This window comes from Kiloniella spongiae, assembly GCF_001026905.1.
In the GTDB taxonomy this organism is placed as follows: domain Bacteria; phylum Pseudomonadota; class Alphaproteobacteria; order Kiloniellales; family Kiloniellaceae; genus Kiloniella; species Kiloniella spongiae.
The window spans coordinates 87,004-111,684 of sequence record NZ_LAQL01000008.1; the positions used below are offsets into that span (position 1 = coordinate 87,004).

The following is a 24,681-nucleotide window of genomic DNA, read 5'->3' on the forward strand; positions in this document are numbered from 1 at the left end:
CTCAACGCCCCCTGACGTGATGAAGGGCACAAATAAGTGTAAAAAGACGGCGAGCAGTATTGAAATCCATTTCAATCTTGCCTTCTAGCCTTTGCTGTAGAATTTCAGATCCCTCGTTGTGTAGCCCACGGCGCCCCATATCGATCGCTTCAATCTTCATCGGACTAGCCATTTTAATAGCCTCAAAATACGTCTGACAGACTGAGAAATAATCTTTAATGACCCGCCGCAATGGTGTCAGGGAAAGAATATGCTCGCACAGGAACATACCTCCTTCCCGATCAATCCTGAGCCTTAGGCGATTTTCAACAATAGCCAAATCCAGAACATAAGGACCAGCTTCAGACCCGAAAGGCAAAAAGTGATTTTGCTCCAGAATGTCATAGATCGCAATTGCGCGCTCTTTCTCTACATCAGGCGAGCTTCGCGCTAATGATGTTTCATCTAAATTGATATGGGAAAGATAGTGGCATGACTTCTGGTTGTCCTGTTCCATCTTCAGCCCCCCAAAACATCTAAAATTCAAATGACACAGTCACTAGAAATGATAACACCCAGCAACCATCACACTATGCCAGCGGAATAGCGTGATGGTAAAGCCCCGATCTGAAACAGAATAACCCGATTTGCACTTTCCCTTTTAAAGGCAAATCGGGTTATCTCTATTCGAACAAAACTAAATAAGTTCAAAAAATATGCCTTAATCTTCCAAACGGAGAGATACAGACAAAGCGTGAGCTGTAAGCCCTTCTTCCTTGGCAAGAGTCACAGCGGCAGGGCCTATTGCTTTCAAGCTCTGTGCATCACAGGAAATCAAGGATGTACGCTTCATAAAATCAAGTACAGACAGTCCTGACGAAAAACGTGCAGACCTTGCTGTAGGTAAAACATGATTAGGGCCTGCCACATAATCACCGATCACTTCAGCGGTATAACGCCCGAGGAACATAGCACCGGCATTTCGAATTTTACTGGCCATAGCGTCTGGTTCATCAACAGCAATCTCGAGGTGTTCAGGGGCAATTCGATCTGTTAAGGCAATCGACTCTTCCAAATCATCAACAAGAATAATCGCCCCATGATCCTGCCAGCTCTTGCCGGCAATCTCACTTCTGGAAAGAGCCTGCAAATGAATATCCACGGCCTGTTTTACTGCCTCGGCAAAGTTGACATCATCAGTAATCAGAATAGATTGCGCTGCCGTATCGTGCTCTGCTTGCGCCAAAAGATCTGCCGCAATCCAACGGGGATCATTTTTACCATCCGCAATAATCAGAATTTCTGACGGGCCCGCGATCATATCTATGCCAACAGTGCCAAATACCTGCTTTTTCGCGGCAGCCACGTAGGCATTACCCGGACCAACAATGATATCAACCGGATTGATGGTATCTGTTCCATAAGCCAGGGCACCAACAGCCTGCGCGCCACCAATACGGTATATTTCATCTACCCCAGCAATTGAAGCCGCTGCAAGCACCAAGGGATTTAGAACACCATCTGGCGAAGGAACGACCATCACCAATCGTTCAACACCTGCAACCTTGGCTGGCAAAGCATTCATCAATACAGACGATGGATAGCTGGCTAATCCACCCGGAACATAAAGTCCCGCAGCCTGAACGGCAGTCCAGCGATGACCAAGCTGCACACCAACCTCATCCGTATACTGCAAATTTTCAGGCTTTTGACGAGCGTGATAATCCGTAATCCGGTGAGCAGCCAGTTCAAGTGCCTTGATAGATTCAGGATCACAAGACGCAACGGCTTCTTCAACTTCAATCGCAGAAACACGCATTGAATCTACAGTAAGTTCCAGACGATCAAAGCGTTTTGTATAGTCAAAAAGAGCCTGGTCGCCCCGACGTTTTACATCTGCGAGAATTTCAGCAACTACATCATTTACATCAGATGAAACTTCACGCTTTGAAGAGAGAAGGTCAAGAAACTGATCTTCAAAATCACCTGCATTAGCCCTGAGTTCACTTGGCATTGACCGCCTCCTGAAAGCTACGGACCCAGCGGTTGATTTCATCGGGTCGGGTTTTGAGAGCCGCGCGGTTTACAATAAATCGGGAAGAGACGTCAGAAATTTGCTCGATTTCTGCAAGTCCATTAGCCTTCAACGTCGCGCCGGAAGAAACCAGATCGACAATTCGACGACACAGGCCAAGGTTTGGTGCCAGTTCCATCGCCCCATTCAACTTGATGCATTCCGCCTGCACACCACGCGCTGAGAAATGCTTTTTAGTTATATTCGGATATTTAGTCGCAACACGAATGTGACTCCACTGCGAAGGATCTTCATTTTCCAGTAACGTCGTCGGCGCAGCCACAGACATCCGACAGTGTCCGATATCCAAATCAACAGGAGCATAAATTTCTGGATAGTCAAATTCCATAATGACATCACTACCAGCCACACCGAGATGCGCAGCACCAAAAGCAACAAAAGTCGGCACATCAAAGCTGCGTACTCTGATGAGTTCCAGATAATCAACATTGGTTGCAAAACGTAACTGACGGCACTTGTCATCAAAAAATGAGTCTTCGGGCACAACCCCTGCGCTTTTCATCAAAGGCAAGAGTTCTTTAAGAATACGTCCCTTTGGGACAGCCAGGACCATTGGTTCGATCTTGGGCATAATATTTATCCGTTTTCTTTTAAGGCCAGAGGATGCTCTCTCTAAAGGCCTGAATAATCTTTATTTGTTCTCTATCACGCTTCTTCCGGGGAGCGTGCACCCTCTGAATGCTCGTTTTTTGCATGTGTAGCATCAGAAGATTTATTATTCGGCCCAGCACTCTTATCTTCTTCTTTGGTTTCATCATCAACGCCATGACGAGGTTGATAGAGCGTTGGCCATGGCTCACTAATATCATCCATATGGCAACGAATTTGTGACACCACCAGCCGAATAGCTGCGCCACCAGAAAAATGTAATGTAATATAGCCAGGCATAGCTGCAACTGTCAGCAAATTGAGAATCTCATCTTTGTTCTTGAGATCCACCCCTTTGGTCTGAACAGATTTTACCTTGTCAAAACAAAGCCCGGTATTAACCCGATGAAAGGTTGGCAAGTCATCGACATCTTCAAAAGAGACATCATCTTGTTCTGCTTGGCCTTCGGGTGTATCAGGCGCCGACAAAGCGCGCTCGCGAAGTTCTTGCGGTAACATTTCCCAGCAAAAACGATTGACGACCAGCACAAATCGCTTCTCTTCACGTAAATAGGCCACATCACACAAAGGAGCCAGGGAATCCTGAAGCAAGCCAGAGAGTGTACGAATGTCCTCGGCGTCGCGCGCTCTGATCTTCAGTCTTTTTCCCTCAGTCATATCTTCAAATTCCCAACTGGTTCCTATTCAGGCTCTATTCACCTTTGACGCGCTCAATATCTGCACCACATGCTGCAAGCTTATCTTCCACACGCTCATAGCCTCTATCAAGGTGATAAACACGGTTTAACACAGTTTCACCATCAGCAACCAGCCCAGCCATAATAAGAGAAAAACTTGCTCTTAGATCAGTCGCCATCACCTCGGCCCCGGTCAGCTTTGTTTGCCCCCTTACCAACGCAGAAGAACCGTGCACCGTGATATTCGCCCCCATGCGACATAATTCAGGCACGTGCATAAAACGATTTTCAAAGATTGTTTCGGTAATCATTGATGCTCCATCAGCAGTGGACATCAAAGCCATTGTCTGTGCCTGCAAATCCGTGGGATACCCTGGATAAGGCTCGGTCATAATATCAGCACCCATTACACGTTCACCTGAACAACGTGCAATCATACCATTTTCAAGTTCTTCGATGCTTACACCAGCATGAGCAAGTTGATCGATCATGGACCGAAGATGTTCTGGTCTTGCACCCACAAGTTCCAACTCTCCACCCGTCATCGCCGCTGCCATCGCATAGGTACCGGTTTCAATTCGGTCAGGCACAACAGTATGTGTATAGCCATGCAAACGATCAACACCTTCAATCGTAATGGTATCTGTTCCAGCGCCTTGAATTTTGGCGCCCATTCCCATCAAACACTCGGCAAGATCAACGACTTCCGGCTCGCGCGCGGCATTGATCATACGCGTTGTACCCTTTGCCAACACAGCAGCCATCATAATATTTTCTGTCGCGCCAACAGAAACTTTCGGAAACATTACCTCGCCACCGATCAGACCTTTTGGTGCCTTGGCGTGCACATAGCCTTCTCTAAGCTCAATTTCTGCGCCAAGTTGCTCCATGCCCTGTAGGTGTAAATCAACCGGACGAGAACCGATAGCACAACCACCCGGCAAGGAAACTTCCGCGTGCCCTTCACGAGCTAGCAATGGACCAAGAACAAGAATGGACGCCCGCATTTTACGCACCAGCTCATAAGGGGCTTTGGTCGTCTCAATCGTTTTGGCGTGCATATCAAGAACACGCCCGGCACAGCCCTCACTTCCGGCAGAACCGTTCATGTGTAGCTCAACACCGTGTTGTGATAACAAATTTGCAAGGGTCGTAATATCAGCCAAATGCGGAAGGTTTCTGAGTGTCAGAACTTCATCCGTTAGCAAAGAAGCCGTCATTAACGGCAATGCCGCGTTTTTAGCTCCAGAGATCCAGATTTTGCCTTTAAGCGGACTACCGCCGCGAATTTTTATTTTATCCATCGTACTTACCGTTTCTGCCTGGTTATCAACTGTCAGACAGGACTATCCAAAGGCTTTGTTCAAATCGTGGCGCTGATTTGTTTAAAGAATCTCAATTCCTAAAATAAATCTTATTCTTTTCGATTGTAATACTAAGGCTTAGAGCCACCGCACAAATCGCAAATTACCAATCATACTCTCTTCAAGCATTCCTATTTACAAGCATGTTACAGGCGGGGAAGAGTAACACCGCGCTGTTTCATGTATTTACCAGCACGATCCGCATATGACACATCGCAATCGCCCTCGCCCTTTAAAAAGAGAAACTGACAAACGCCTTCATTAGCGTAAATTTTAGCAGGCAGCGGCGTTGTATTCGAAAATTCCAGCGTCACATGGCCTTCCCACTCTGGTTCCAACGGCGTGACATTGACGATGATACCGCAACGGGCATAAGTGGATTTACCCAAACAGATAACCAGAACATCGCGCGGAATGCGGAAATATTCAACGGTACGGGCCAACGCAAAAGAGTTCGGTGGAATAATGCATACATCGTCATCCTTTTCCACAAAACTCTGATCAGAAAATTCTTTCGGATCAACGATGGCGTTATGCACATTGGTAAAGATTTTGAACTCGTTGGAAACCCGCGCGTCATATCCATAAGAACTGACGCCGTAAGAAATAACACCCTCACGTCTTTGGGCCTCAACATAAGGCTCAATCATGCCATGGTTTTCGGCCTGTTCTCGAATCCAAGTATCCGGCATAATTCCCACGGCATATCCTCCCAATGTTCACCGATTCCATTTTCCTGCACGTCACTGTCGTGCAAAGTCATAAGCCTTCTACTGTCTTCCGCCCCAAAGCTCAAGATTGAAGATCAAGAGAACTACATATTTATCGCGATATTTGGTCAAAAGATGTATAGGCAAATTCCAAAAAATCGCCTATGTAAATCTGCCTGTATTGAATTCACAGTATTCAATTCATCATGCCGGATTACCTGGATCAGATTACCTGGATCAGATTATCAGCGCGAAATTATTGGCACCAGCTTATTTGCGCTCTCGAAGCTGGCCTTTCCTCTTTTTGAGGTTATCTCTCAAGGCCTTTGCTTCTCGTTCCAGTCGTTTTTTCGTCCGTTCCGCCATTTCCTTCTCGGCGTTAAGAGACTTCTGGCTACGTTGTTTATCGTCTATAAGGCTTTCGCCTGCCGAACTTTCGGTCTTGTCCTGATCTGTCATGGCCGCACATTGCAAAGTCTTGCCCTTCAGGTCAAGCCTCAAGCTCATCAAAACGACTAACTTGAAATTCGCCAAACATCAGGACAGCACCTAAAGAGATGAAAAGATTCTGAAAAAAGATAAAAATAAGTCTTGCATTAAAATGCGAGCAGAGGCATATAACGCCCGTCTAAACAAGGCCGTGGTAGCTCAGTGGTAGAGCACGTCATTGGTAATGACGGGGTCGGCAGTTCAATTCTGCCTCACGGCACCATTTTCCAAAATAATATTCAGAATTTTGTAAAAAATTGCGTGTTCCCCTAGCACGCAAAGCTGTAGAGCAATTACCTAAAAAATTGATTCCGACTGAATACTGGTGCCAAATCCACAACTGATTTCACGGATCATGCTTTCAGATATTTTGCTAATTAGATCGTGCGGCCCCGCGCCGTGCTCCACCGAAATTACCATGATTGGCATTCATACTCGGACCTTTGATTGAATTTGCTTTGCGGTCAAAATGGTTGTCTTGCTTTTGTTCTTCGGTTTGTTCTGACAGATCACTATTATGATCTTTCCTTACGGACTTAGCTGCTCTTGCTTTTGCCCGCTCGCGTGCTCTGGCTTTCGTCATGAGATCTCGCTTTCCGATGAGAGTTTGTGAAGCATGGGCACTTGAAATATCCAGACATAAACAATTTTAAATGAAAACCTCTGTAATACAGATCACTGGAAAGAACGCATTAAAACAGTGCTAACGCCATAACTTCTTGTGGAAAAATGTTAAAATCAACAACAACAGTGGGCGCTTTATTCAACTGATTGTAAAGGTGTTGTTTCATAAAACTCTTTTTCATCAAAACTTGTTTCAAGCCTAACTTAACCAACTCTATCTTTGTATAGTCACGACCTTAAGCACTTAATATATAAGTAACAGTACTTCAATTAATCATATCACACGTGTTTAACAATTGCGGAATACGCCTATTAATGGCATTGTTCGTATCTCGCTCGTAGTGTGTTCCTTGCCGTGTAAGCTCTGATGACAAAAGATGTTATCACATTAGCCCCTATAATCCTGCCGTCGGATACAGCTGATATCCTTTTGACGCAGGGGCTTGAATGGTGGAAAAATTCTGGCGGTATTATTGGTCGTGATGAAGCAAGCAAAAGCATACTAGAAAATTTGCAGATCTCAGTCATTCAACGAGAAGATCGTATCCCTCCGCTTATTCATGCCGGGAACACATCGGTAACAGCCCAGGTATTTGGGCATAACTGGGCCGAAACCTGTACAGGATCAACCTTACCCGATGCTGAGTTTGATTTGGCAGTCACAGAATCCTATATCAAGGTGCTCCAAGAAAATAAACCTGTTGCCCATGAAGTCGTTGCACCACTTGTTCACCCTGTGAAGGGAAACTGCCTGGTCAGTTATCAACGTTTGCTTCTACCCTGTCGCTTCAAAAGCGGCGGGAATGTTATTGGGAGCATAACAAGCCTGAAATCATTTTATGTTCAGCAAGATATTCCAGGTCATGACGCCCCATCCAAACCAGCCAGTCGCTAGGATCGATCTCGCGTGGTTGCTCAACCCAGTGAGACCCAAAGGGTTCGCAATGGAAATAACCTTCCTTGAGCGCAAACCCTGAAAGGCAAAGTCTTTCTCGCATAAAACCATATACAAAATCTGGCGCCCATTTTAGTAAAGCAACTGACAGTGCGAGGTGAGACATAATCCCCCCGAGGTTCAGTTGAGCACAGGAACGATCAACCCAAACATCCCCGTGATAAACCACTCTGCCGTTGATGCGTTGTGCGCCAGGACTGGATGTGGTCATCAGTTTTCCACCATGCAGACGCTTGAGCTGTTGTTGCCACAGAGTGGCTAAATTGGTTTCCCCCAGTTCAGAAAGCCGCATAACCTGTGTACTGATCGTCTTCCCTTTCTGATCAAAACCTCTGATCCAGAAACCATCCCGTGGCAAAACATCAAAGTACTTGGCGCTAAAAGGCTCGGAAAGGCGTTTTCTATCTTCAATCGAATTACAAATTCTTTCCAATTCTTGAAAATCTTCACACATTTCAATGGCGATGCCTTTATCAGATAACGTGGTCTCTATATCCGACATCTTCTTTGTTACAGCTTGTATTATTCTTACTTTTTGCATCCGAACACCCTCACTCCCCAGCAGTTAAGAACAGCAACTCAATCAATAACAGATAGTGATTTTCCTAAAAACAGCGAGAATGGCTGCCCAGGATCTGAAAGAACACACCATACAGTAATCAATATTTTGCGGGGGAAAATGACATCAGAAAGATCACAATTTCGTGGGATGATAACTTTATTCTGCGCCGTGAACTCTAAATGGATTATCGTAACGCTTTCAAAAAACCGATCTATCGAGATTTCATGATAAAGAAAATAGCTCCTGCGTTATTTCTGCTCCCTCTTTTTACGCTGGTAGCGCCTAACACTGTTCTTTCCGAAACAAAAAACAGTCTTTGCGGAGGAATTGGAAATGGGTGCCAAGTAAAGCAAGGCACTTACCATATCTCCCTGCCTAGTGGTATCCTTCCCTCTCTTTCTCTTCTGGGCACAAAAACAGATCACAGTATTCCTGCGGTTATTTTTTATCACGGCGCGGGAAGATCCGGAGCTGATACACTAAATAACACGGCCATGATCAAAGCTATGAATGATCGTGGTTACGCAGTCATTGCACCTTCTGGACTTAAACGGCCAAATTCTCGTTTTGGGCCGGGTTGGTCTTTTATTCCGCAACGGAAAAAAATGCGCGATGAGTTGGCTTTTACTAGGGAAGTTTTGGATGATGCGTCTTTTAAGTTCAATATTGATCGCAACAAAATATTGATGAGCGGCTTTTCAATCGGCGGATCCCTCGTTTGGTATCTTGCCTGTCAGGACAATAAAGTTGCCGCAGCCTATGCCCCCTGTTGGCGGCGCATTCTGGTCACCCGAACCAACCGCACAAGATTGCAGTGGCCCCATCAAGCTGATGCAGACACATGGATGGCGAGATAAAACCGTCCCTCTTGAAGGTCGCCCACTTGGCGGAGGCGCTGTTCAACAAGGGGATGTTTTTCACAGCCTGAAAGTTATCCGGAAAGTTAATCAATGCGAAGGGCTTCGCGCCGATGAATTTGATACCAGCTCAACGGCTTCTGGTGCCAATCCCTTTTGGCAACGTTGGTGGACCCGGTGTCATCCTGAAAGTAACTTACGATTGGTTCTTCATACTGGGGGACATTCCATTCCAAAAGGCTGGACAAAAATGGCATTGGACTGGTTTGAAAAGGTAACTTCATCATCCAGTAAAACAAACTAAGATAATTATATAATTAGAAACCTGTGTTCACGTCACTCTGGGCTTTAACACAAATTATAACTCACACCTTGTCCTTGCAACTGCACCATGCCTGTCTCATGTCCCTGTTCTCGATACTGCAACAGCAGTTTATGAGAGACGTCCAGAGCAACTGAAATCGACCTAATCCAAGGGAGTTCACGCGTTAAAACCAGTAATCCTTCTGGCCCATACAAGGTAACAGTAAAAGGGTCCGTCAATGCTTTTCTCCTCTTGAATCAACAAGAACAAAATAAGAACAAATAATTAACAAACCCTTACCTGCCAATATTAACTGGTTGCAATCAATCCCGCCCCAATAACCGTTAAGAATGCCCCGACCCACGCTGGAGCCAATGGACACTGTTTTGTTCGCCACCAGAGTATCGGCAAAAGTAAAACAGGTGCCGTCGACCCAAATACAGCAACAACAGCCGTATTATAGTTATTCAGAGCGTAAAGAATTAACGATACGGCACAAACATATCCTAAAAATCCGGGCAAAACCGTCCATCCAAACAACTTAAGAGAAAGTTCTGCACGCGAAGTATCAGAAGAACCTTTTAACGCAACCAAAGGACTAAAGAGCAACAACACGAGCGCTGCACCACCTGTTCTTAAAAAAGAAGCCGCGAAGGGATCAGTCCCAGCCAGCATGACCGGTTTTATAGTAATCAACCCGATCGCCTGACAAGTGGCAGACATCAGGCCAAATAATACAACAAGATAAACGGAACCTTTTACTGCCTCAAACCTGAGGTTACCCTGAATAGCATTTTGACCAGATTCTTCAGTGGAAGCTTGGGCCTTTTTACTTCCGAACAAAATCGCAAGCACAACACCTGTGAGAGCAAACAAACAGCCAATAATATCTTGAGTGCCAAGAATCTCTCCAAGAAAAAAATATCCTAATATCGCTGCTAAGGGTGCATTCAACGAAAACAGGAGCTGCATTCGGCGGGGCCCTCCGCGTCGAAGGCAAGCAATCATACACAAATTCCCAAGAACAACACTGACAAGAGAACTAACGACCAGCGCCTTCCAATAGTTCCAAGCGATTGTGCCCCAAGTACCAGTTAGCAGTACGAGAACACCAAGCAACATACCGGATGTAATCAATTGAATACGGGTAAAGGCGAAAGCGCCCAGAGCTTGCGATGGGAAATGCGCAATGAGTGACCCTGCAGCCCAACATAACGCGGCGCCCAATGCCGCAGCCAACGCAAGGAAAGACATTATTTTTCTCCTGAAAATTTTGTGCTATGTTTTTAGTAGCAATATAGGTATCACAACAAAAACACTCTTGCTACATTTTTTGTAGCAACCTACAGACAGGATTTGAAATGACTTCAATACCAATCCCCGGGAAACCAGTAAGAGGCTCAAAATCTGGTGATCCAATCATGGCGCTGTTCGACCTTCTCGGAAGACGATGGGCGATGGGAATCCTTTGGACGCTCTGCAAAACGGGGCCAAGTACATTTAGAGAACTGCAAAGCCAGTGCGGGACAATCTCACCCACAGTATTAAACACACGCCTTAAAGAGTTACGAGAAGCACAATTGCTTCATCACGATGGCGACGGTTATCAAGCAACAAAGATAGGCCAAGAGCTCTATGGACTACTACGTCCCATAGGAGAATTTTCATCAATGTGGGCCGACATTATTTCTGATGTGGAATCCAAATAATCCATAAGCTTTAGACCAAGTTCGATTCAAGGCAAGAGCCACATCCTTTGAACACAATATTTCTCTATACCCAAAGACAGATATCACGCTAAGCTCTTAACTTGATGTCCATATCAATGCATAGCACAGCTATGAAACAGGAAAACAAATGATACTGCGCTTACTTCTCGTACTAATTTTAATCACTGGTTTATCAGCCTGTGCACAAACGAGGTCATCAACCTCTTTGAATAAGCACGAGAAATCCGTAGAGTTTGTCGAAATGATTTTTACTGACAAGTTCATCAAAGAAGCTTTGCTTGAATCTTTCCTTGAATACAAAGCAGAGAATGAAGTTGCCTCAGTCCGATTGCCAGATAAAGCGCTGGAAGAAATAAATACCCTCTTAACAGAAGAAATGATAAAAAACAGGGCCAGCCTTATCAACAAGATAGCCGCAATTTTCACAGCTGAATTTACCAACGATGAAATCATCGCGCTTCATAGCATCAAAGATATAGAATTACTGCAAAACGCACATGCCAAGCTATCAAAGAACAAAGGCTCTGCCAGCCTCACAAGACAGGAAATAGATGCCTTAGCAAATATAAAAAATCCTGACGCTTTTATAACGGCTCTCCCAAAACTAGAGAAGCTAGAAAGACAGATTGAAGCGACAGGTGAAGAGTTTGCAGTCGAAATTCTTCCTAATATTTTGCCCAGACTTCTCATTATTCTTGAAGAGAATGAGCCACTTCTCGGCGCCTTTCTTTCTGAAACAACCTCAGATTTAAATAACAGAATTCATTTATGGCAAATTACCTACTTATAACAAATCGACTAAAGCTTCGTTTTTTTGAACACAGCGATGCACCATCTCTCGCAAAATTGATATCACCTAACATCAGCCGTTGGCTTGCAAACTGGCCTCCACGACTGTCTATCCCCGAAGCACATAAAAAAATTACTCAACTTATCGAAACAACCGAGAGCAAACGCGCCTTGAACGTCGCAATTATCTGTAAAGATGATAATCAACTCATCGGCGCCTTAAGCGTCAAAGTGGGAAAATCTAACCAACATATAGGAGAGCTTGGATACTGGGTTGGTGATGCCTATCAAAACCAAGGATTTGTTAGTGAAATCTTACTGGAATTCACCGAAATTGCATTTAAACAACTTCAACTAACAGAACTTCAGGCTGGTGCACAACGCGAAAATAAGGCGTCATTTGCTTTAATGAAAAAAATTGGTATGAAGTTTAAAGGAACAAAAACTCACTACATCCCTATACGCAATTCCCACGAAGAAGTCCTTTACTACAACATGCCCTCTCCATTGACCCCTTAATTTTCATCTATCCATCTAGGTACTCCTATATGCTTCTTGATCAAGAAACTCTCGATAAACTCATTTCATTTCGACATGAATTACATCGTACTCCAGAAATCTCTGGCGAAGAAAGCGAGACGAGTGATCGGGTTGCTTCTTTTCTTGAACAATATGATCCCGACGATGTTATTCGCAATTTGGGTGGCTATGGATTAGCAGCCATATATAACGGAAAAGAAACTGGCCCTACCATTCTCATCAGATGCGAACTTGATGGATTGCCAATAACGGAGACAGGTACGATACCTTACCAATCGACAGTTCAAGGCAAAGGGCATCTCTGTGGTCATGATGGTCATATGGCAATGGTTGCCGGTCTTGCCACTCTATTACATAGAACACGCCCGGCAAAAGGTCGCGTCGTTCTTTTGTTCCAACCGGCAGAAGAAACCGGTGCGGGCGCAAAAGCCGTCATCAATGATCCTGAATTTACCGAACTAACCCCTGATTATTCTTTCTCTCTACACAATCTACCTGGCCAAAAATTACACAACGTTGGGATAAAAAGAGGCCCTTTCAACTGTGCATCCCAGGGCCTTTGGGTTACTTTAGAAGGCAAGACATCGCACGCATCTCACCCTGAAGATGGCATCAGCCCCGCAACAGCAATGTGTGACTTGATCCAAGCATTTTCAGAGCTTCCAAATTCCTCAGAATTTGCAAATGACTTTGCTCTAGTAACAGTTGTTCATGCCCACCTAGGGGAAGAAGCTTTTGGCATTACCCCAGGCTTTGCCAAAGTTATGATCACCCTTAGAAGCGAGACAGACAATGTTATGTCTCTGTTACAAGAAAGGTCAGAAGCTCTGATCAACAATGTTACGAATAAATACGGATTGAAAGCCGTCTATGGATACGAAGATATATTCGCAGCTTCGGTTAATGCACCAGAAGCTACAGAGATATTGAGAACCGCTTTTAGAGACGAAAATATTACACTCGATGAAATGCCATCTCCGATGCGTTGGTCAGAAGATTTTGGACAGTTTGGCAGAGTCAGCAATAGTGCGATGTTCACTTTGGGATCTGGCTTAAACCAACCTCAGCTTCACAACCCGGACTTTGACTTACCTGATGAACTTATAGAAACAGGAACTAAAATATTTCATCGTGTTATCAGAAATATATTGGGTCCGAGTAACTAAAAAATCAGTTTCTTCAAATTACGAAATAAAGCTAAAATTTTACAACACCTAATAATACAGGATCACGATGCATCGACCATATGGCGTAATACTCAAATGCTTTTTATTTGCACTTGTTATTGGGATAATCACTCAGTTAACGGTTGCGGCAGGTTTCATTCGTTGGGCAACTGCTCAGGGAAGCGATTACAGTTCTAAATTCTGGCAAGTTGCTACAGACACTTGGCATCAAGATGGCTTAACCGCATTTTTAATTTGTATGGCAACAAGTCTGATTGTTTATTTAGTAATCAGAAAATTCACAGCCCATCAAAAAACCGCAGAGAAAATCATCACCTGGTTCCTAATCCCAATAACACTTCTCTATAGTTTGATTATGTACCCCAATTTTGCAGATTACCTATAATCGTCGATCAATCTCTTTACCCCTGCCCTAACCAAATGCGGGAACATGCTGTTTAAGATCAGGATCATCGTGGATAAAGGTAACTGTTAATTGTCCCTGAATTGCCGTGTTTTCACTGACGATCTTTTCCAAATCAACATCTGGGCACAGCAAACCTTCTTTGAGCTTTGAAAGAAGTTTTTTGTATGCAGTCAAGTCATCTATTTCGAAATTAATCGTCGCCGCCACATTAGAAAGCAGCGTGTGATCACATATCCAACCGCCACTTTGGTTAATTGCAGTACTCAGTTTATGTATCGCGGTATGACGATCCATTGATGACATAATTGATAAACGAACGAAGTTCTTCACAGTTATCCCCGGATGGCTTGCTCCAGATCGTCAATCAGATCCTGAATATTTTCAATTCCTATAGAAAACCTCAATAGATCATCCGGAACTGGTGTCCCTTCACCTTCAACCAGCGCTCTATGTTCAACCAGGCTTTCTACGCCTCCCAGGGATGTTGCCCTGACAAAACGCTTCATTCGCCCCATGATTGCCGCCGTTTTTTCTTTTCCGCCTTCAAACCGAATAGACAGCATTCCGCCAAAACCACCTGTCATTTGTTTGGCTGCAACTTCGTGATTTGCATGTGATGCAAGCCCTGGATAAATCACTTCCTTTACGCCAGAAAGGCCTTCGAAATACTGTGCCAATTTCATTGCGTTCTCGCATGCCCGTTCAACACGAATATGCATGGTTCTCATACCACGAAGTAACAACCAGCTTTCAAATGGACCTAAAATCCCGCCTTGTTGAGCACGAACCTTACACAGGCGTTCCCACCGCGCATCTTCTTTCGCAGCAATTAAAGCCCCGGCAACAACATCACTGTGCCCATTGATATATTTCGTAGCGGAATGGAAGACAAAATCTGCACCATATTCTATCGGCTTTGTGATCAACGGTGTTGAAACAGTAGAATCAGCAACCAACTGCGCACCAACAGAATGCGCAAGATCTACTGCTCTTTGAATATCAACGACTTCCCAAGTCGGATTGGCAGGTGTTTCAATCCATAAAATTTCAGTTGGTGCAGCTTTAACCACTGCAACCATATCTGCTTCGTTCCGCGGATCATAAAAGGCAAGCTTGATATTCCAGTCATCACAAAAATCGATGAGCCACGCACGAAGCGACCAGTACATTACGGTCGGCGCAACAATCCGATCCCCCGGACGAAGAGTTTGCACAAGCGCCGTTGCGGCAGCCATTCCAGAAGCAAAAATTTTACAAGACGCGCCCTCTTCCAGCTCACACAAAATAGCTTCTGCCATTTCGGCGTTTACACTCTGATCCCGGGCGTAAATTCGATTACTGTTATAGAGATCACCCTGCTCATTACGGGCAAAAGTCGTTGAGGGTTGGATTGGCGGAACAACAGATCCACTTTCTTTATCCAGATAATGCCCTGCCTGAGCCAGAAGCGTCTCAACGTTACTTTTTTTACCCATAACCAACTCCTATAAAGATTTGGCAAAAGAATAGGGAGTACAAAAGAGAATGAAAACTCTTTGTTTGATATCTCTCTCATTATTTATATGGAAATTAAAAATCTATTGAGCAATCAATAAAACTTGATCAGCTTGATACAATAAAGCCCAAAAAAAACGCACACATTAGGGAAACCCTATTCAACAACTAAATATCAAAACCTGTTAAGTACGTCCTGTAAGTTCTCCATTTGCGAACAGACGCTTACCCTGCTCATCGATAATTTGCCGCCCCTTCCGAACAGTAAACTCAACAGCTTCTTCACGCGTTGGAAAGGTATCCGCTCTTAGAAAGAAACGCTCCATTTCTGGCTCATCTGGATTATCTGGATTATCGCTCATCTTTTTTATATATCCAGCCAAACGCCATTGACCACTATCAGCTTTATCCGGTGCAGCAACAATAGAGCACCCTTCATAAAGTACAGGTTCTTCTTTTGGTTCGTCTTCTTTTTTATCGGAAGAAGAAAACCCAAACAACTTAGCAAAGAATGACATATTAACGATGACCTTACTCAAACATACAAAAGCATAAAACAATCTATGTATTAATTGCTCTATCCTGAAAATCCCGCAAGAAAAATTTCAAGCGTCACTTTAACGTCCATGACAAATGAAATCCAGAAGAAGAAGTTTTGTTTTATATCGTCGCAAAATTAAGGATTTCATTACGCCCTGAGCACTATACTCTTATGAAAACGATCATTGAGAGCATCCACTCGTGGTAGAAAGCAGATACGAAGTACTCAAATACTACCCCGTAACCTCCAAAGAAGAGCTTATTGGATCAAGTAACCGCGCACTTATGGAATGGTGGCTTTCTTTTGCTCCCAATACCCCCGCGAAAAGCGACTTTGATATACTGGATCATATTGATTTAATTCCAGATATCTTCCTCGTGAAAAGGCTTAATGACACTGATTTTGAATTTCGGGTACATGGAGAAAGCGCAAATAATATTTTCGATGATAATATTGGCAAGACAATTAGCACAAACGGGTCAGAGACCAACGACAAAGAAAAAGAAGACGTAAGGCTTGCAAAATATTATGTTGAGCTTTTAAAGCAGCCTTGTTGTCTTCGGAACGAAGGAAACCTGCCTTTTTTAAAAAAAGAACACATACGGTTCGAATCATTGGATTGTCCTCTATTAGATGAAAATAAAAAACTCACCTACATAATAGGGACAATCATGACCTTAGATGACAAAAAAACATAAAACCGCGAGTCAACAATTCTTATAGAATTTATCTTTTCAAAGGATCGCTCCGATCTAAAAACAGGCAACCTGTTCGTACAATTTTATCCTGATACACGTGTTAAATAGGCATTTCCTTTACAGTACTTACTGTACCAAGAACCTTCAGCACTCTTTTCCAGAAATTTGATATCAGCGTCACCTGCTGATACGCCCAATAAGCCAATATTGGCGTCCAGCTTTCCATCAGGATTAATCTTACCCCAAAAAATCTGCCATAGAGCTTCCTTTTTGAAAAACCTTGCCAACGATTTGTCCATAGCGAACTTCGAATTCTGTAGTCACACCAGCGCAATCTTCGCCTTTAGCTTCCAGGACACCGTTCCAAACGCCATCAAAAACAGAGGGAGTTCCGGAAGTTGGCAATTTTGGTCCTGCACAAGCAGACAGGAAAATGCCCATAAGAATAAACAAACTCCAAAACACAATGTTAGTGCTTTTCATGAAACCACCTTCAAGTCGAAAATATAATTAAAAACAACTCATTAATTCAAAATTACTATCAAAAACAAAAAAGAGCGCTTTCACATCAGCAAAAGCGCTCCGAAAAACATCACTGTGATATATTTTAATTATCCAGCAAGTTTCTTTTTAAGCAACTGGTTCACCATACCTGGGTTGGCTTTACCACCTGTTGCTTTCATTGTCTGACCAACAAACCAGCCAATCAGCTTTTCATTGCCACCACGAAAGGCGTCGACCTGTTCAGGATTTGCTGCCATGATTTCATCGATAGCGGCTTCAATCGGTCCTGTATCCGTGATCTGTTTCAGGCCTTTTTCTTCAACAATGGTATCGGCGTCTTTGCTCGTTTCCCACATCACTTCAAAGACCTCCTTGGCGATACGCCCGGAAATTGTATTGTCTTTGATCAGACCGATAAGACCACCAAGCTGTTTCGCTGAAACCGGGGACGCATCCAAGGAAAGGCCGCTTTTATTCAGCGCGCCAAAGAAATCGCCCATTACCCAATTCGCTGCCAGTTTAGGATCACGGCCTTCGGCAACCTCTTCGTAGAACATTGCTTTTTCACGATCAGCAACCAGAATTCCGGCATCATACGCAGACAGACCAAAGTCGTTGATGAAACGCTCTTTCTTTTCATCCGGAAGCTCTGGAATTGTGGCTTTGATTTCTTCAACCCATGCCGGATCAAGAACCAATGGCAGTAGATCTGGGTCAGGGAAGTAACGATAATCGTGTGCTTCTTCCTTGCTTCTCATAGAGCGTGTCGTGCCATTACTGGCATCAAACAGACGTGTTTCCTGAACAATCTCGCCGCCTTCTTCCAGGATTTTCACCTGACGCTTGCTTTCGTGTTCAATTGTCTGCTGAACATAACGGATAGAATTCACGTTTTTTGTTTCTGTACGTGTACCCAGTTCATCACCAGGCTTGCGAACAGATACGTTCACGTCAGCACGCATTGAGCCTTCGTCCATGTTACCATCACAAGTACCGAGATAGCGTAAGATAGAACGAAGCTTCCGCAGATAAGCACCTGCTTCTTCAGGGGAACGTAAATCCGGCTTGGAAACGATTTCCATCAGGGCCACGCCAGAACGGTTCAAATCAATATATGACTGCGTTGGATGCTGATCATGAACGGATTTACCAGCGTCCTGTTCCAAATGCATACGTTCAACGCCAACTTCGCGAACATCACCACCTTCCAAGTCCAGTGTGATCGTGCCCTCACCAACAATTGGTTCAAGGAACTGCGAAATCTGGTAACCCTGTGGTAAGTCGGCATAAAAATAGTTTTTACGCTCAAACACAGACTTCATATTGATCTGTGCACGAAGGCCAAGACCTGTACGAACGCCCTGTTCAACAACTTCTTTGTTTAAAACAGGCAACATACCTGGCATCGCCGCATCAACCAATGAAACATGATGGTTCGGGTCAGCACCAAATTTTGTTGCAGCGCCAGAGAAAAGTTTGGACTTGGAAATGACCTGGGCATGGACTTCAAGCCCAATAACAACTTCCCACTCGCCAGTATTTCCTTTGATACGATAGCTCATGTTACTTACCTCCCGCCATTAGCTGCGGCAAGGCAGAGAAACCAGCAGCTTCTTCGACAACACCCGCGACCTTCAAGACAGTCTCTTCATCAAAAGCTTTACCAAGCAGTTGCAGACCAAGTGGCGTCCCCTCGCTGGAAAGTCCCGTTGGAATGGATATCCCCGGAAGTCCAGCCAAGCTGGCAGGAACGGTAAAGACATCATTCAGATACATGGCAATAGGATCATCCATCTTTTCACCAATACCAAAGGCAGGGCTTGGCGCAGTTGGTGTCAGGATTACATCCACACTTTCGTAAGCTTTTTTGAAATCATTCGCGATCAAGGTACGAACGCGACGCGCTTTGTTGTAATAGGCATCGTAATAACCTGCGGATAGAACATAGGTTCCGATTAGGATACGACGTTTAACTTCATCCCCAAAGCCTTCGCCACGTGTACGTTCGTACATATCGTCCAGGCTTTCTCCGTCAACACGCAGGCCGTAACGAACACCATCATAACGCGCCAGATTAGATGAACATTCCGCTGGTGCGATGATATAATAGGCAGGTAGAGCGTATTTGGTATGTGGCAGACTGATTTCTACAGGCTCGGCACCCGCTGATTTAAGCCACTCGATGCCCTGTTCCCAGGCTTCGTCAATTTCTTTTGGTGTGCCATCCATGCGATATTCTTTTGGAATACCAACTTTCAAACCACGAATATCACCTGTCAGAGCTTTTTGATAGCACGGTACAGCAACATTAACAGATGTAGAGTCTTTGGCGTCATAACCGGCCATTGCTTCCAGCATGATTGCCGCATCACGTACAGAACGCGTCATTGGGCCAGCCTGATCAAGAGATGAAGCAAAGGCAATAACACCCCAGCGCGAACAACGACCATAGGTTGGCTTTAGCCCAACGATACCGGAAAAGGCTGCGGGCTGACGAATGGAACCACCTGTATCTGTCCCCGTTGCGGCCATTGCTGAACGCGCCGCAACTGATGCCGCAGAACCACCAGATGATCCGCCGGGTGTTAGCTGTGCATCACTGTCTTTACGCTGCCATGGATTGATAACATTACCATAGTAAGAGGTAATGTTTGCAGAGCCCATAGCAAACTGGTCAAGGTTGGATTTACCCAACATCACAGCACCAGCATTCCATAGATTACCGGATACAGTAGATTCATAGGTTGGAACAAAACCATCCAGAATACGCGACGCAGCCGTTGTCTGTGTCCCTTCTGTACAGAAGAGATCCTTCATCGCGATCGGAATTCCCTCCATCAAACCGGCATCGCCAGCGGCGCGTTTTTTATCAGACGCATCTGCCATTTCGAGGGCAATTTCAGGGGTTTCAACGATATAGGCGTTAAGCTCGCGGGTTTTTTCCATCGCGCTGATATGGGCTTCTGTAAGCTCACGCGCAGAGAAATCCCCCTTTTCCATCCCATCAAGGGCGTCGGAAATTGTCAGGTTATTAAGGTTACTCATTATTCGACCACCTTAGGAACAGCATAGAAACCATGGGCAGACTCAGGTGCATTTTTTGTCACCCGGTCAACATAGTACCCGTCATTGACCACGTCCTCACGAAGGGGTTGGGTCATTTCGACAACAGATGTCATTGGCTCAACACCATCTGTGTCCAATTCAGAGAGTTGCTCGATCCAGCCAAGGATTTGGTTCAATTCTCCGGTCAGCTCTTCTTGCTGCTTTTCATCAACCCGGATGCGCGCCAGTCTGGCAATTTTCGCTACCGTATTTTTGTCGACAGACATACTCTGTTCCAATCTTCTATGGATATCGAAAGTATCACGTATTAAATTCGAGCGGAAAATAGCACTCGCCCGCCTAAGCTGCAACGCCTGTAGAGCGCTTTTTATCAAGTAAAATCGCTTTTCTATTATTCAACAACAACGACTGTTGAAATAGTTCCGGAAACGGGACCTGAAATGGAATGGATTATAGAGTTTAATAGCAGGAAAAATATATGCTTTTCCTTAGACAAACAATCACAGAGAAACAGGACACAAATATACGTAAAAAAGATCTTATTCTATTAATTTATCAGAAAGCTTGGCTGGTGGCCGACTTGGGCATCTGAGAATAAAAATGGCCACACAAAACAAACACGCCCCTATAAGACCCAGCCCCCATAAGGGAACAACTTCCTTATAAGCCACATAGGCTAAGCTGGCACTCATCATTGTAATAGCCAAGGCCTTCGCCTTAACCGGGATCACACGATAACAATCCCAATCCCGAACCATCGGCCCAAAGAGGTTGTGTTGATATAACCAATCATGAAATCGCTCAGATGAATGAGAAAAAGCCCAAAGCGCGACAAGCATGAAAGGTGTCGTCGGCAATAAGGGCAAAACCATCCCTATAAGACCAAGCGCAACGCATAACCAACCCAAACCAATCAAGCACACACGTCGAATACCCGTTTTTTTAAGTTTCGTATTCTCTGCGAAATCAGGTTTCGACATAAATTCCAGAAAGCCTTTGAGTGTTATTAAACCAAGTAAGACGTTATTTAGATAAGCAAGGTCATTAAAACAAGGAAACCAGCACTCTAACAAACTATAATTAAAAGTTCTTTATTCTGATTTAGGTGTCCCAGATAACAATCTCAATCCTTTGAACAATAGATACGAAAAGCTTTACAAAAAAACTCAAAGGAACCCAGATAAAGGGGAGACATTAAACAAAATAGGGTGTAGCCACAAAACAAGTCCGAAGCTCAACACAGCAAGAATGACTCCGAGGAAATCTTTCCGTGTTGGTCGACAGTTCCCGCCCTTTATCAGACCAACAAAAGGTATATTTGATGTTCCGCTGGATATTTCAATCCAGTCTTCATATCCCAGCAAACGCCTTTTTCGTCGATCAACAATGAGCATGCCAACGACAGAAAGGAGAAACAAACCCGCAAAGAACAGAACTTCGGCCAAACCCCCATTTGCAAAAAGATGCGCCCCCGCCCACAGAGCAAAGCCCCATAGTATCGGGTGCCGGACGATTCCAACTATTCCCATACGTGTTTTATCGAACCCGCTGCCCGGACCAATAGAAAGAGGATTTGATCTCAAGAAGCCAACAACAAAGAAAAGGACGGAGAAAGGCATAATATGCGCCGTCGTTTTTGCGGCCCACGGCTCGTACGGCCATAGCTCGACATAAGGGGCAGCCCATACTTCGTGAATAAGCCAGATCAAGACACCTGTCGAGACAAGGGAATAGACAATATAGTACCCGGCTTTTCCCAATAAATTAATTATGGACTGCTTTACCCGATGCATCGGTGGAATTGAATGTAACAACAAAAAAACAAGAAAAGAGCCAATTAGCCCTCCAAATCCACCAAACATATGCTTTCCGTTTCACGTCAATTAAGCTAAGTACAAGCTAGTTATGCCCTTGTTATGGCAAAGTAGCCTATTCTAATCCATAGGACACGCTGTCGCGCATCAGAGCACATGACTACAATTGAATTGTCATTTTGAGTTAAACAGACCAGCTAGGTCAGATTTAAACAAATCATTACTTCTAAATTTTTATAAAATCATAAGACAAACTGGAAACGATAAGGCCTACTAAAGTGCAAGACTTGGATATTTACGATCTTCCCGACCTCGTGGACCGCAACAAACGTCTGCTCGGCTTGGATCCGGGGACAAAAACAATCGGCGTTGCTGTTTCAGATCGTGACTTCAAAGTTGCCTCCCCAATAAAGACAATTAAGCGCAGCAAATTTAAAGCCGATGCTCAAGAGCTTAAAGAAATTTGCGCTGATAAAAATATCGGCGGGATTGTGATGGGGCTTCCCGTCAACATGGATGGATCAGAAGGCCCCCGCTGTCAGTCAGTTCGAACACTCGCGGAAAACCTAAAGAACATTGCCGGCTTTGAAATTCCTATCGTTTTTTGGGACGAAAGAATGTCAACATCGGCTGTCGAACGCTTCTTGATCGGAGAAGCTGATATGACCCGTAAACGCCGCGCCGAAGTTGTCGATAAAGCCGCAGCTGCCTATATCCTTCAAGGGGCATTGGATGCAATTCAACGACAAAACAACAATACTTACTAAATCCGCACGCATAACTTAAAAAAAACACTCCCTCATTACGGGTATGCGCTTATTGCATAAAAAGTAAGATTCATCTCTAGACTGTACCTGAACTTAAAATATTTAGACTTAAAGCATTTCACTTTTTAATTAAAAATACCTTTTCCTAAAAATTATCTTAAATTCAAATCGATAGTTCGCCCCTTGATCTTGCTATGAAACAGGATATTCGTATTTATACGAATGTTTACGTTCTCGCATTGCGGGTATTTTCTCCCCCGCACCTAATACAAAAAACCTACTCACATAAGTTTTTGCTCGCAAAATTTCTCAAAAAAAGGAAAGCAAATGTTTAGCCTGGAAACCGGCAGCATTATTGTTATACCCATTTTTCTTGTCAGTATATGGGTCGTAGCAAAAATCTTTCAAAGCAATGAAAGATTCGCTGTAAAGGTCCTATGGACAATCACAATCTTTATCTTACCAGCTCTTGGTTGCGCATTGTGGTATTTCATCGGTCCGCGAAAAGAAAAATTGCAACAGGAAGAGCTGGGATTACGCCGATAAAACCCTATATATTCGTAATCATACGAATATCATTTCTATAAAATAAGACTTACTTTTCCTACACGTGATAACAATGCTTTAAAGAAAGACATCAAAATGTTTGGCTTCGAATATGGTGGCATCCTCGGTCTCTTGCTCTTGATTGCAAATATCTGGGCTATCGTGAAAATTTTCCAAAGTGGCGCGACAACAGGCTCAAAAGTACTCTGGATTGTACTTATCCTGCTTCTACCAGTTATTGGGTTAATTCTCTGGTATTTAATGGGTCCAAAATAATATCGCTAACGTTACCGCATCTTTCCGCTCACACCAGCGAACTAACCTTCAATACCAGCGATACATATTGGTAAAGACCCAGAATTACCAGATCTACAGTTTCCCGCTTTGCTCCTGTACTTTAATCGTAATCACCTAATTATGGTGTTAACTCGAGGCCTAGATTACTTCCTACTCTCAAAATCTCAGGATATTTTAATAAATTAACACAGGCTTTTGGCATGTCATAAAAAGCAATAATCCGTTTTTTTGCCTCTTCGTCACTCTCCCTATTGTCCTCAATTTGTTGCCGTTTACGAACAATTTCTTTAAATTCTTTCTTTGTTCTCTCAATAGATTGATCAATCATATCAAGAGTTAGAGGCGTAGATAATAACAGACTGTCTATTACCGTATGTGAATCAATGTCTTCCGGATTACACTCATCTTGACTTGAGCACTCTCTACGTTTGGAAATGAGAGCTTTTACAATTATTTTTCTATCTTCTTGAAGTATTTTAAATCGATTCTTAAGCTCATCTCGGTCCTTCAAAAGATTTAAAATCCGTGAACTAATGCCCTGACTAATCTCTAATTCTTCAACGGCAGTATCTAAAGAGTTCCAATATTGTAAGGAAGTTAATCCATTTCTTATTCCGCAAGCCGGGTATTGCAGAAAAGCAAAATCACCTGAGAATGGTAGAAATATCTGAGTGAGGAAAAAACCGACAAAAAGCCCCGCAACAATATTGTTGATTTTTAAATCAAAAACTCCTTTTATAAATTTATTGTTTAAAAATGGATTCTGCTTAGAGCTATTACGTTTATTAATCATACCAGTCACACTACCTCATTGCCGATAGTTCATCCGTATAAAGGGTAACAAAGCGATCACAAAACATCAAAAGAGTATTGCTCGTATTCACTCTAGTTGTTTTCCTTTGAGCTTATTGGAGTTTGGATTATCGTAAACGAGTTACAAGGCAGTACAGACTTAATATACGCAATTAACGTGATTTCAAATTTGGGTAAGTATAGTTCAGAAATCAGATAATTGCAGCTTGTTACAACTAAGTGATAATATTTTTGTTTATTGCATCTATGCCTCGTGTTTTTTAA

The 24,681-nt window shown here is 43.8% G+C and carries 33 protein-coding genes and 1 tRNA gene; 13 read left to right on the forward strand and 21 right to left on the reverse strand.

Annotated features, from left to right (window positions below):
* Position 1: 1 nt before the first annotated feature.
* The 7 genes from WH96_RS13215 to WH96_RS13245 form a co-directional block, all read right to left on the reverse strand.
* Positions 2-496 (reverse strand): UPF0262 family protein, encoded by a 495-nt coding sequence (locus WH96_RS13215; RefSeq protein WP_047764676.1) that lies wholly within the window; start codon positions 494-496, stop codon positions 2-4.
* Between the two features lie 204 nt (positions 497-700).
* A complete protein-coding gene (gene hisD, locus WH96_RS13220) occupies positions 701-1,993 on the reverse strand; it encodes a histidinol dehydrogenase (protein WP_047764677.1) in 1,293 nt (430 codons plus the stop codon).
* Complete coding sequence (gene hisG, locus WH96_RS13225) at positions 1,983-2,645, reverse strand: ATP phosphoribosyltransferase (protein ID WP_047764678.1); 663 nt, start codon at positions 2,643-2,645, stop codon at positions 1,983-1,985. The genes hisD and hisG overlap by 11 nt, the downstream gene beginning before the upstream one ends.
* Before the next feature lie 74 nt (positions 2,646-2,719).
* Complete coding sequence (locus tag WH96_RS13230) at positions 2,720-3,340, reverse strand: DUF2948 family protein (protein WP_053005904.1); 621 nt, start codon at positions 3,338-3,340, stop codon at positions 2,720-2,722.
* A 34-nt stretch (positions 3,341-3,374) separates the two neighbouring features.
* Entirely contained in the window at positions 3,375-4,664 is a 1,290-nt protein-coding gene (gene murA / locus WH96_RS13235) for a UDP-N-acetylglucosamine 1-carboxyvinyltransferase (RefSeq protein WP_047764679.1), read from the reverse strand.
* Between the two features lie 206 nt (positions 4,665-4,870).
* A complete protein-coding gene (gene dcd, locus WH96_RS13240) occupies positions 4,871-5,425 on the reverse strand; it encodes a dCTP deaminase (protein ID WP_047764680.1) in 555 nt (184 codons plus the stop codon).
* A gap of 279 nt (positions 5,426-5,704) precedes the next feature.
* Positions 5,705-5,941 carry a hypothetical protein gene (locus WH96_RS13245; protein WP_156176799.1) on the reverse strand — a complete coding sequence of 79 codons (237 nt, stop codon included), beginning with the start codon at positions 5,939-5,941 and terminating at the stop codon, positions 5,705-5,707.
* 130 nt (positions 5,942-6,071) lie between these two features.
* Here WH96_RS13245 and WH96_RS13250 point away from each other — a divergent pair.
* Positions 6,072-6,146: transfer RNA gene (locus WH96_RS13250), tRNA-Thr, on the forward strand.
* Positions 6,147-6,296: 150 nt separating this feature from the next.
* Here the strand turns inward: WH96_RS13250 and WH96_RS13255 are convergent.
* A complete protein-coding gene (locus WH96_RS13255) occupies positions 6,297-6,506 on the reverse strand; it encodes a hypothetical protein (RefSeq protein ID WP_047764682.1) in 210 nt (69 codons plus the stop codon).
* A 408-nt stretch (positions 6,507-6,914) separates the two neighbouring features.
* Here WH96_RS13255 and WH96_RS21980 point away from each other — a divergent pair, with 408 nt between their 5' ends.
* On the forward strand, positions 6,915-7,442 hold the full coding sequence (locus WH96_RS21980) for a hypothetical protein (protein WP_156176800.1): 528 nt from the start codon (positions 6,915-6,917) through the stop codon (positions 7,440-7,442).
* On the opposite strand, the gene WH96_RS13260 is transcribed toward WH96_RS21980, so the two are convergent.
* Positions 7,354-8,043: a hypothetical protein gene (locus WH96_RS13260; RefSeq protein ID WP_047764683.1), complete on the reverse strand. Its 690-nt coding sequence runs from the start codon at positions 8,041-8,043 to the stop codon at positions 7,354-7,356. The two genes, WH96_RS21980 and WH96_RS13260, sit on opposite strands and share 89 nt — an antisense overlap.
* A gap of 200 nt (positions 8,044-8,243) precedes the next feature.
* Between WH96_RS13260 and WH96_RS13265 the strand changes: the two genes are divergently transcribed.
* Both WH96_RS13265 and WH96_RS21410 read left to right on the forward strand, forming a co-directional pair.
* Positions 8,244-8,921 (forward strand): dienelactone hydrolase family protein, encoded by a 678-nt coding sequence (locus tag WH96_RS13265; protein WP_053005905.1) that lies wholly within the window; start codon positions 8,244-8,246, stop codon positions 8,919-8,921.
* A complete protein-coding gene (locus WH96_RS21410; protein ID WP_053005906.1) occupies positions 8,896-9,225 on the forward strand; it encodes a hypothetical protein in 330 nt (109 codons plus the stop codon). Before WH96_RS13265 ends, WH96_RS21410 begins: the two co-directional genes overlap by 26 nt.
* Positions 9,226-9,269: 44 nt before the next feature.
* Here WH96_RS21410 and WH96_RS21985 read toward each other — a convergent pair whose 3' ends face one another.
* Both WH96_RS21985 and WH96_RS13270 read right to left on the reverse strand, forming a co-directional pair.
* Positions 9,270-9,464, reverse strand: a complete 195-nt coding sequence (locus tag WH96_RS21985; protein WP_156176801.1) for a hypothetical protein — start codon at positions 9,462-9,464, stop codon at positions 9,270-9,272.
* A 70-nt stretch (positions 9,465-9,534) separates the two neighbouring features.
* Positions 9,535-10,479 carry a DMT family transporter gene (locus WH96_RS13270; protein WP_047764684.1) on the reverse strand — a complete coding sequence of 315 codons (945 nt, stop codon included), beginning with the start codon at positions 10,477-10,479 and terminating at the stop codon, positions 9,535-9,537.
* Positions 10,480-10,586: 107 nt separating this feature from the next.
* On the opposite strand from WH96_RS13270, the gene WH96_RS13275 reads away from it, so the two are divergent.
* The 5 genes from WH96_RS13275 (at position 10,587) to WH96_RS13295 (ending at position 13,856) form a co-directional block, all read left to right on the forward strand.
* Positions 10,587-10,934 (forward strand): winged helix-turn-helix transcriptional regulator, encoded by a 348-nt coding sequence (locus WH96_RS13275; RefSeq protein WP_047764685.1) that lies wholly within the window; start codon positions 10,587-10,589, stop codon positions 10,932-10,934.
* 295 nt (positions 10,935-11,229) lie between these two features.
* Entirely contained in the window at positions 11,230-11,745 is a 516-nt protein-coding gene (locus WH96_RS13280) for a hypothetical protein (protein ID WP_162200153.1), read from the forward strand.
* Positions 11,724-12,263 (forward strand): GNAT family N-acetyltransferase, encoded by a 540-nt coding sequence (locus tag WH96_RS13285; protein ID WP_047764687.1) that lies wholly within the window; start codon positions 11,724-11,726, stop codon positions 12,261-12,263. The genes WH96_RS13280 and WH96_RS13285 overlap by 22 nt, the downstream gene beginning before the upstream one ends.
* A gap of 29 nt (positions 12,264-12,292) precedes the next feature.
* A complete protein-coding gene (locus WH96_RS13290; protein WP_047764688.1) occupies positions 12,293-13,450 on the forward strand; it encodes an amidohydrolase in 1,158 nt (385 codons plus the stop codon).
* A 67-nt stretch (positions 13,451-13,517) separates the two neighbouring features.
* Positions 13,518-13,856, forward strand: coding sequence for a hypothetical protein (locus WH96_RS13295; RefSeq protein ID WP_047764689.1), 339 nt, complete (start codon positions 13,518-13,520; stop codon positions 13,854-13,856).
* Positions 13,857-13,883: 27 nt separating this feature from the next.
* Here WH96_RS13295 and WH96_RS13300 read toward each other — a convergent pair whose 3' ends face one another.
* The 3 genes from WH96_RS13300 to WH96_RS13310 form a co-directional block, all read right to left on the reverse strand.
* Positions 13,884-14,207 (reverse strand): hypothetical protein, encoded by a 324-nt coding sequence (locus WH96_RS13300; RefSeq protein WP_047764690.1) that lies wholly within the window; start codon positions 14,205-14,207, stop codon positions 13,884-13,886.
* A 2-nt stretch (positions 14,208-14,209) separates the two neighbouring features.
* Positions 14,210-15,352 (reverse strand): trans-sulfuration enzyme family protein, encoded by a 1,143-nt coding sequence (locus tag WH96_RS13305; protein ID WP_053005907.1) that lies wholly within the window; start codon positions 15,350-15,352, stop codon positions 14,210-14,212.
* Between the two features lie 204 nt (positions 15,353-15,556).
* Entirely contained in the window at positions 15,557-15,889 is a 333-nt protein-coding gene (locus WH96_RS13310; RefSeq protein WP_047764691.1) for an HlyU family transcriptional regulator, read from the reverse strand.
* Positions 15,890-16,112: 223 nt separating this feature from the next.
* Between WH96_RS13310 and WH96_RS13315 the strand changes: the two genes are divergently transcribed.
* Positions 16,113-16,610, forward strand: coding sequence for a PAS domain-containing protein (locus WH96_RS13315; RefSeq protein WP_156176803.1), 498 nt, complete (start codon positions 16,113-16,115; stop codon positions 16,608-16,610).
* A gap of 237 nt (positions 16,611-16,847) precedes the next feature.
* On the opposite strand, the gene WH96_RS13320 is transcribed toward WH96_RS13315, so the two are convergent.
* From WH96_RS13320 to WH96_RS13345, 6 genes are all read right to left on the reverse strand, one after another.
* The gene (locus WH96_RS13320) at positions 16,848-17,093 is read right to left on the reverse strand and encodes a hypothetical protein (RefSeq protein ID WP_047764693.1); all 246 of its coding nucleotides are present in this window, start codon (positions 17,091-17,093) and stop codon (positions 16,848-16,850) included.
* A gap of 128 nt (positions 17,094-17,221) precedes the next feature.
* Positions 17,222-18,676: an Asp-tRNA(Asn)/Glu-tRNA(Gln) amidotransferase subunit GatB gene (gene gatB / locus WH96_RS13325; protein ID WP_047764694.1), complete on the reverse strand. Its 1,455-nt coding sequence runs from the start codon at positions 18,674-18,676 to the stop codon at positions 17,222-17,224.
* Position 18,677: 1 nt separating this feature from the next.
* Complete coding sequence (gatA, locus tag WH96_RS13330) at positions 18,678-20,159, reverse strand: Asp-tRNA(Asn)/Glu-tRNA(Gln) amidotransferase subunit GatA (RefSeq protein ID WP_047764695.1); 1,482 nt, start codon at positions 20,157-20,159, stop codon at positions 18,678-18,680.
* Positions 20,159-20,446, reverse strand: a complete 288-nt coding sequence (gene gatC / locus WH96_RS13335) for an Asp-tRNA(Asn)/Glu-tRNA(Gln) amidotransferase subunit GatC (protein WP_047764696.1) — start codon at positions 20,444-20,446, stop codon at positions 20,159-20,161. The genes gatA and gatC overlap by 1 nt, the downstream gene beginning before the upstream one ends.
* 273 nt (positions 20,447-20,719) lie before the next feature.
* Positions 20,720-21,160 (reverse strand): YbaN family protein, encoded by a 441-nt coding sequence (locus WH96_RS13340; protein WP_047764697.1) that lies wholly within the window; start codon positions 21,158-21,160, stop codon positions 20,720-20,722.
* A gap of 186 nt (positions 21,161-21,346) precedes the next feature.
* Positions 21,347-22,042: an NnrU family protein gene (locus WH96_RS13345; protein ID WP_047764698.1), complete on the reverse strand. Its 696-nt coding sequence runs from the start codon at positions 22,040-22,042 to the stop codon at positions 21,347-21,349.
* Positions 22,043-22,272: 230 nt separating this feature from the next.
* On the opposite strand from WH96_RS13345, the gene ruvX reads away from it, so the two are divergent.
* The 3 genes from ruvX (at position 22,273) to WH96_RS13360 (ending at position 23,583) form a co-directional block, all read left to right on the forward strand.
* Positions 22,273-22,761, forward strand: coding sequence for a Holliday junction resolvase RuvX (gene ruvX, locus WH96_RS13350; RefSeq protein WP_047764699.1), 489 nt, complete (start codon positions 22,273-22,275; stop codon positions 22,759-22,761).
* 327 nt (positions 22,762-23,088) lie between these two features.
* On the forward strand, positions 23,089-23,307 hold the full coding sequence (locus WH96_RS13355) for a PLD nuclease N-terminal domain-containing protein (RefSeq protein WP_047764700.1): 219 nt from the start codon (positions 23,089-23,091) through the stop codon (positions 23,305-23,307).
* A gap of 96 nt (positions 23,308-23,403) precedes the next feature.
* On the forward strand, positions 23,404-23,583 hold the full coding sequence (locus WH96_RS13360; RefSeq protein ID WP_047764701.1) for a PLDc N-terminal domain-containing protein: 180 nt from the start codon (positions 23,404-23,406) through the stop codon (positions 23,581-23,583).
* A 139-nt stretch (positions 23,584-23,722) separates the two neighbouring features.
* Here WH96_RS13360 and WH96_RS13365 read toward each other — a convergent pair whose 3' ends face one another.
* On the reverse strand, positions 23,723-24,406 hold the full coding sequence (locus WH96_RS13365) for a hypothetical protein (protein WP_156176804.1): 684 nt from the start codon (positions 24,404-24,406) through the stop codon (positions 23,723-23,725).
* Positions 24,407-24,681: the final 275 nt, after the last annotated feature.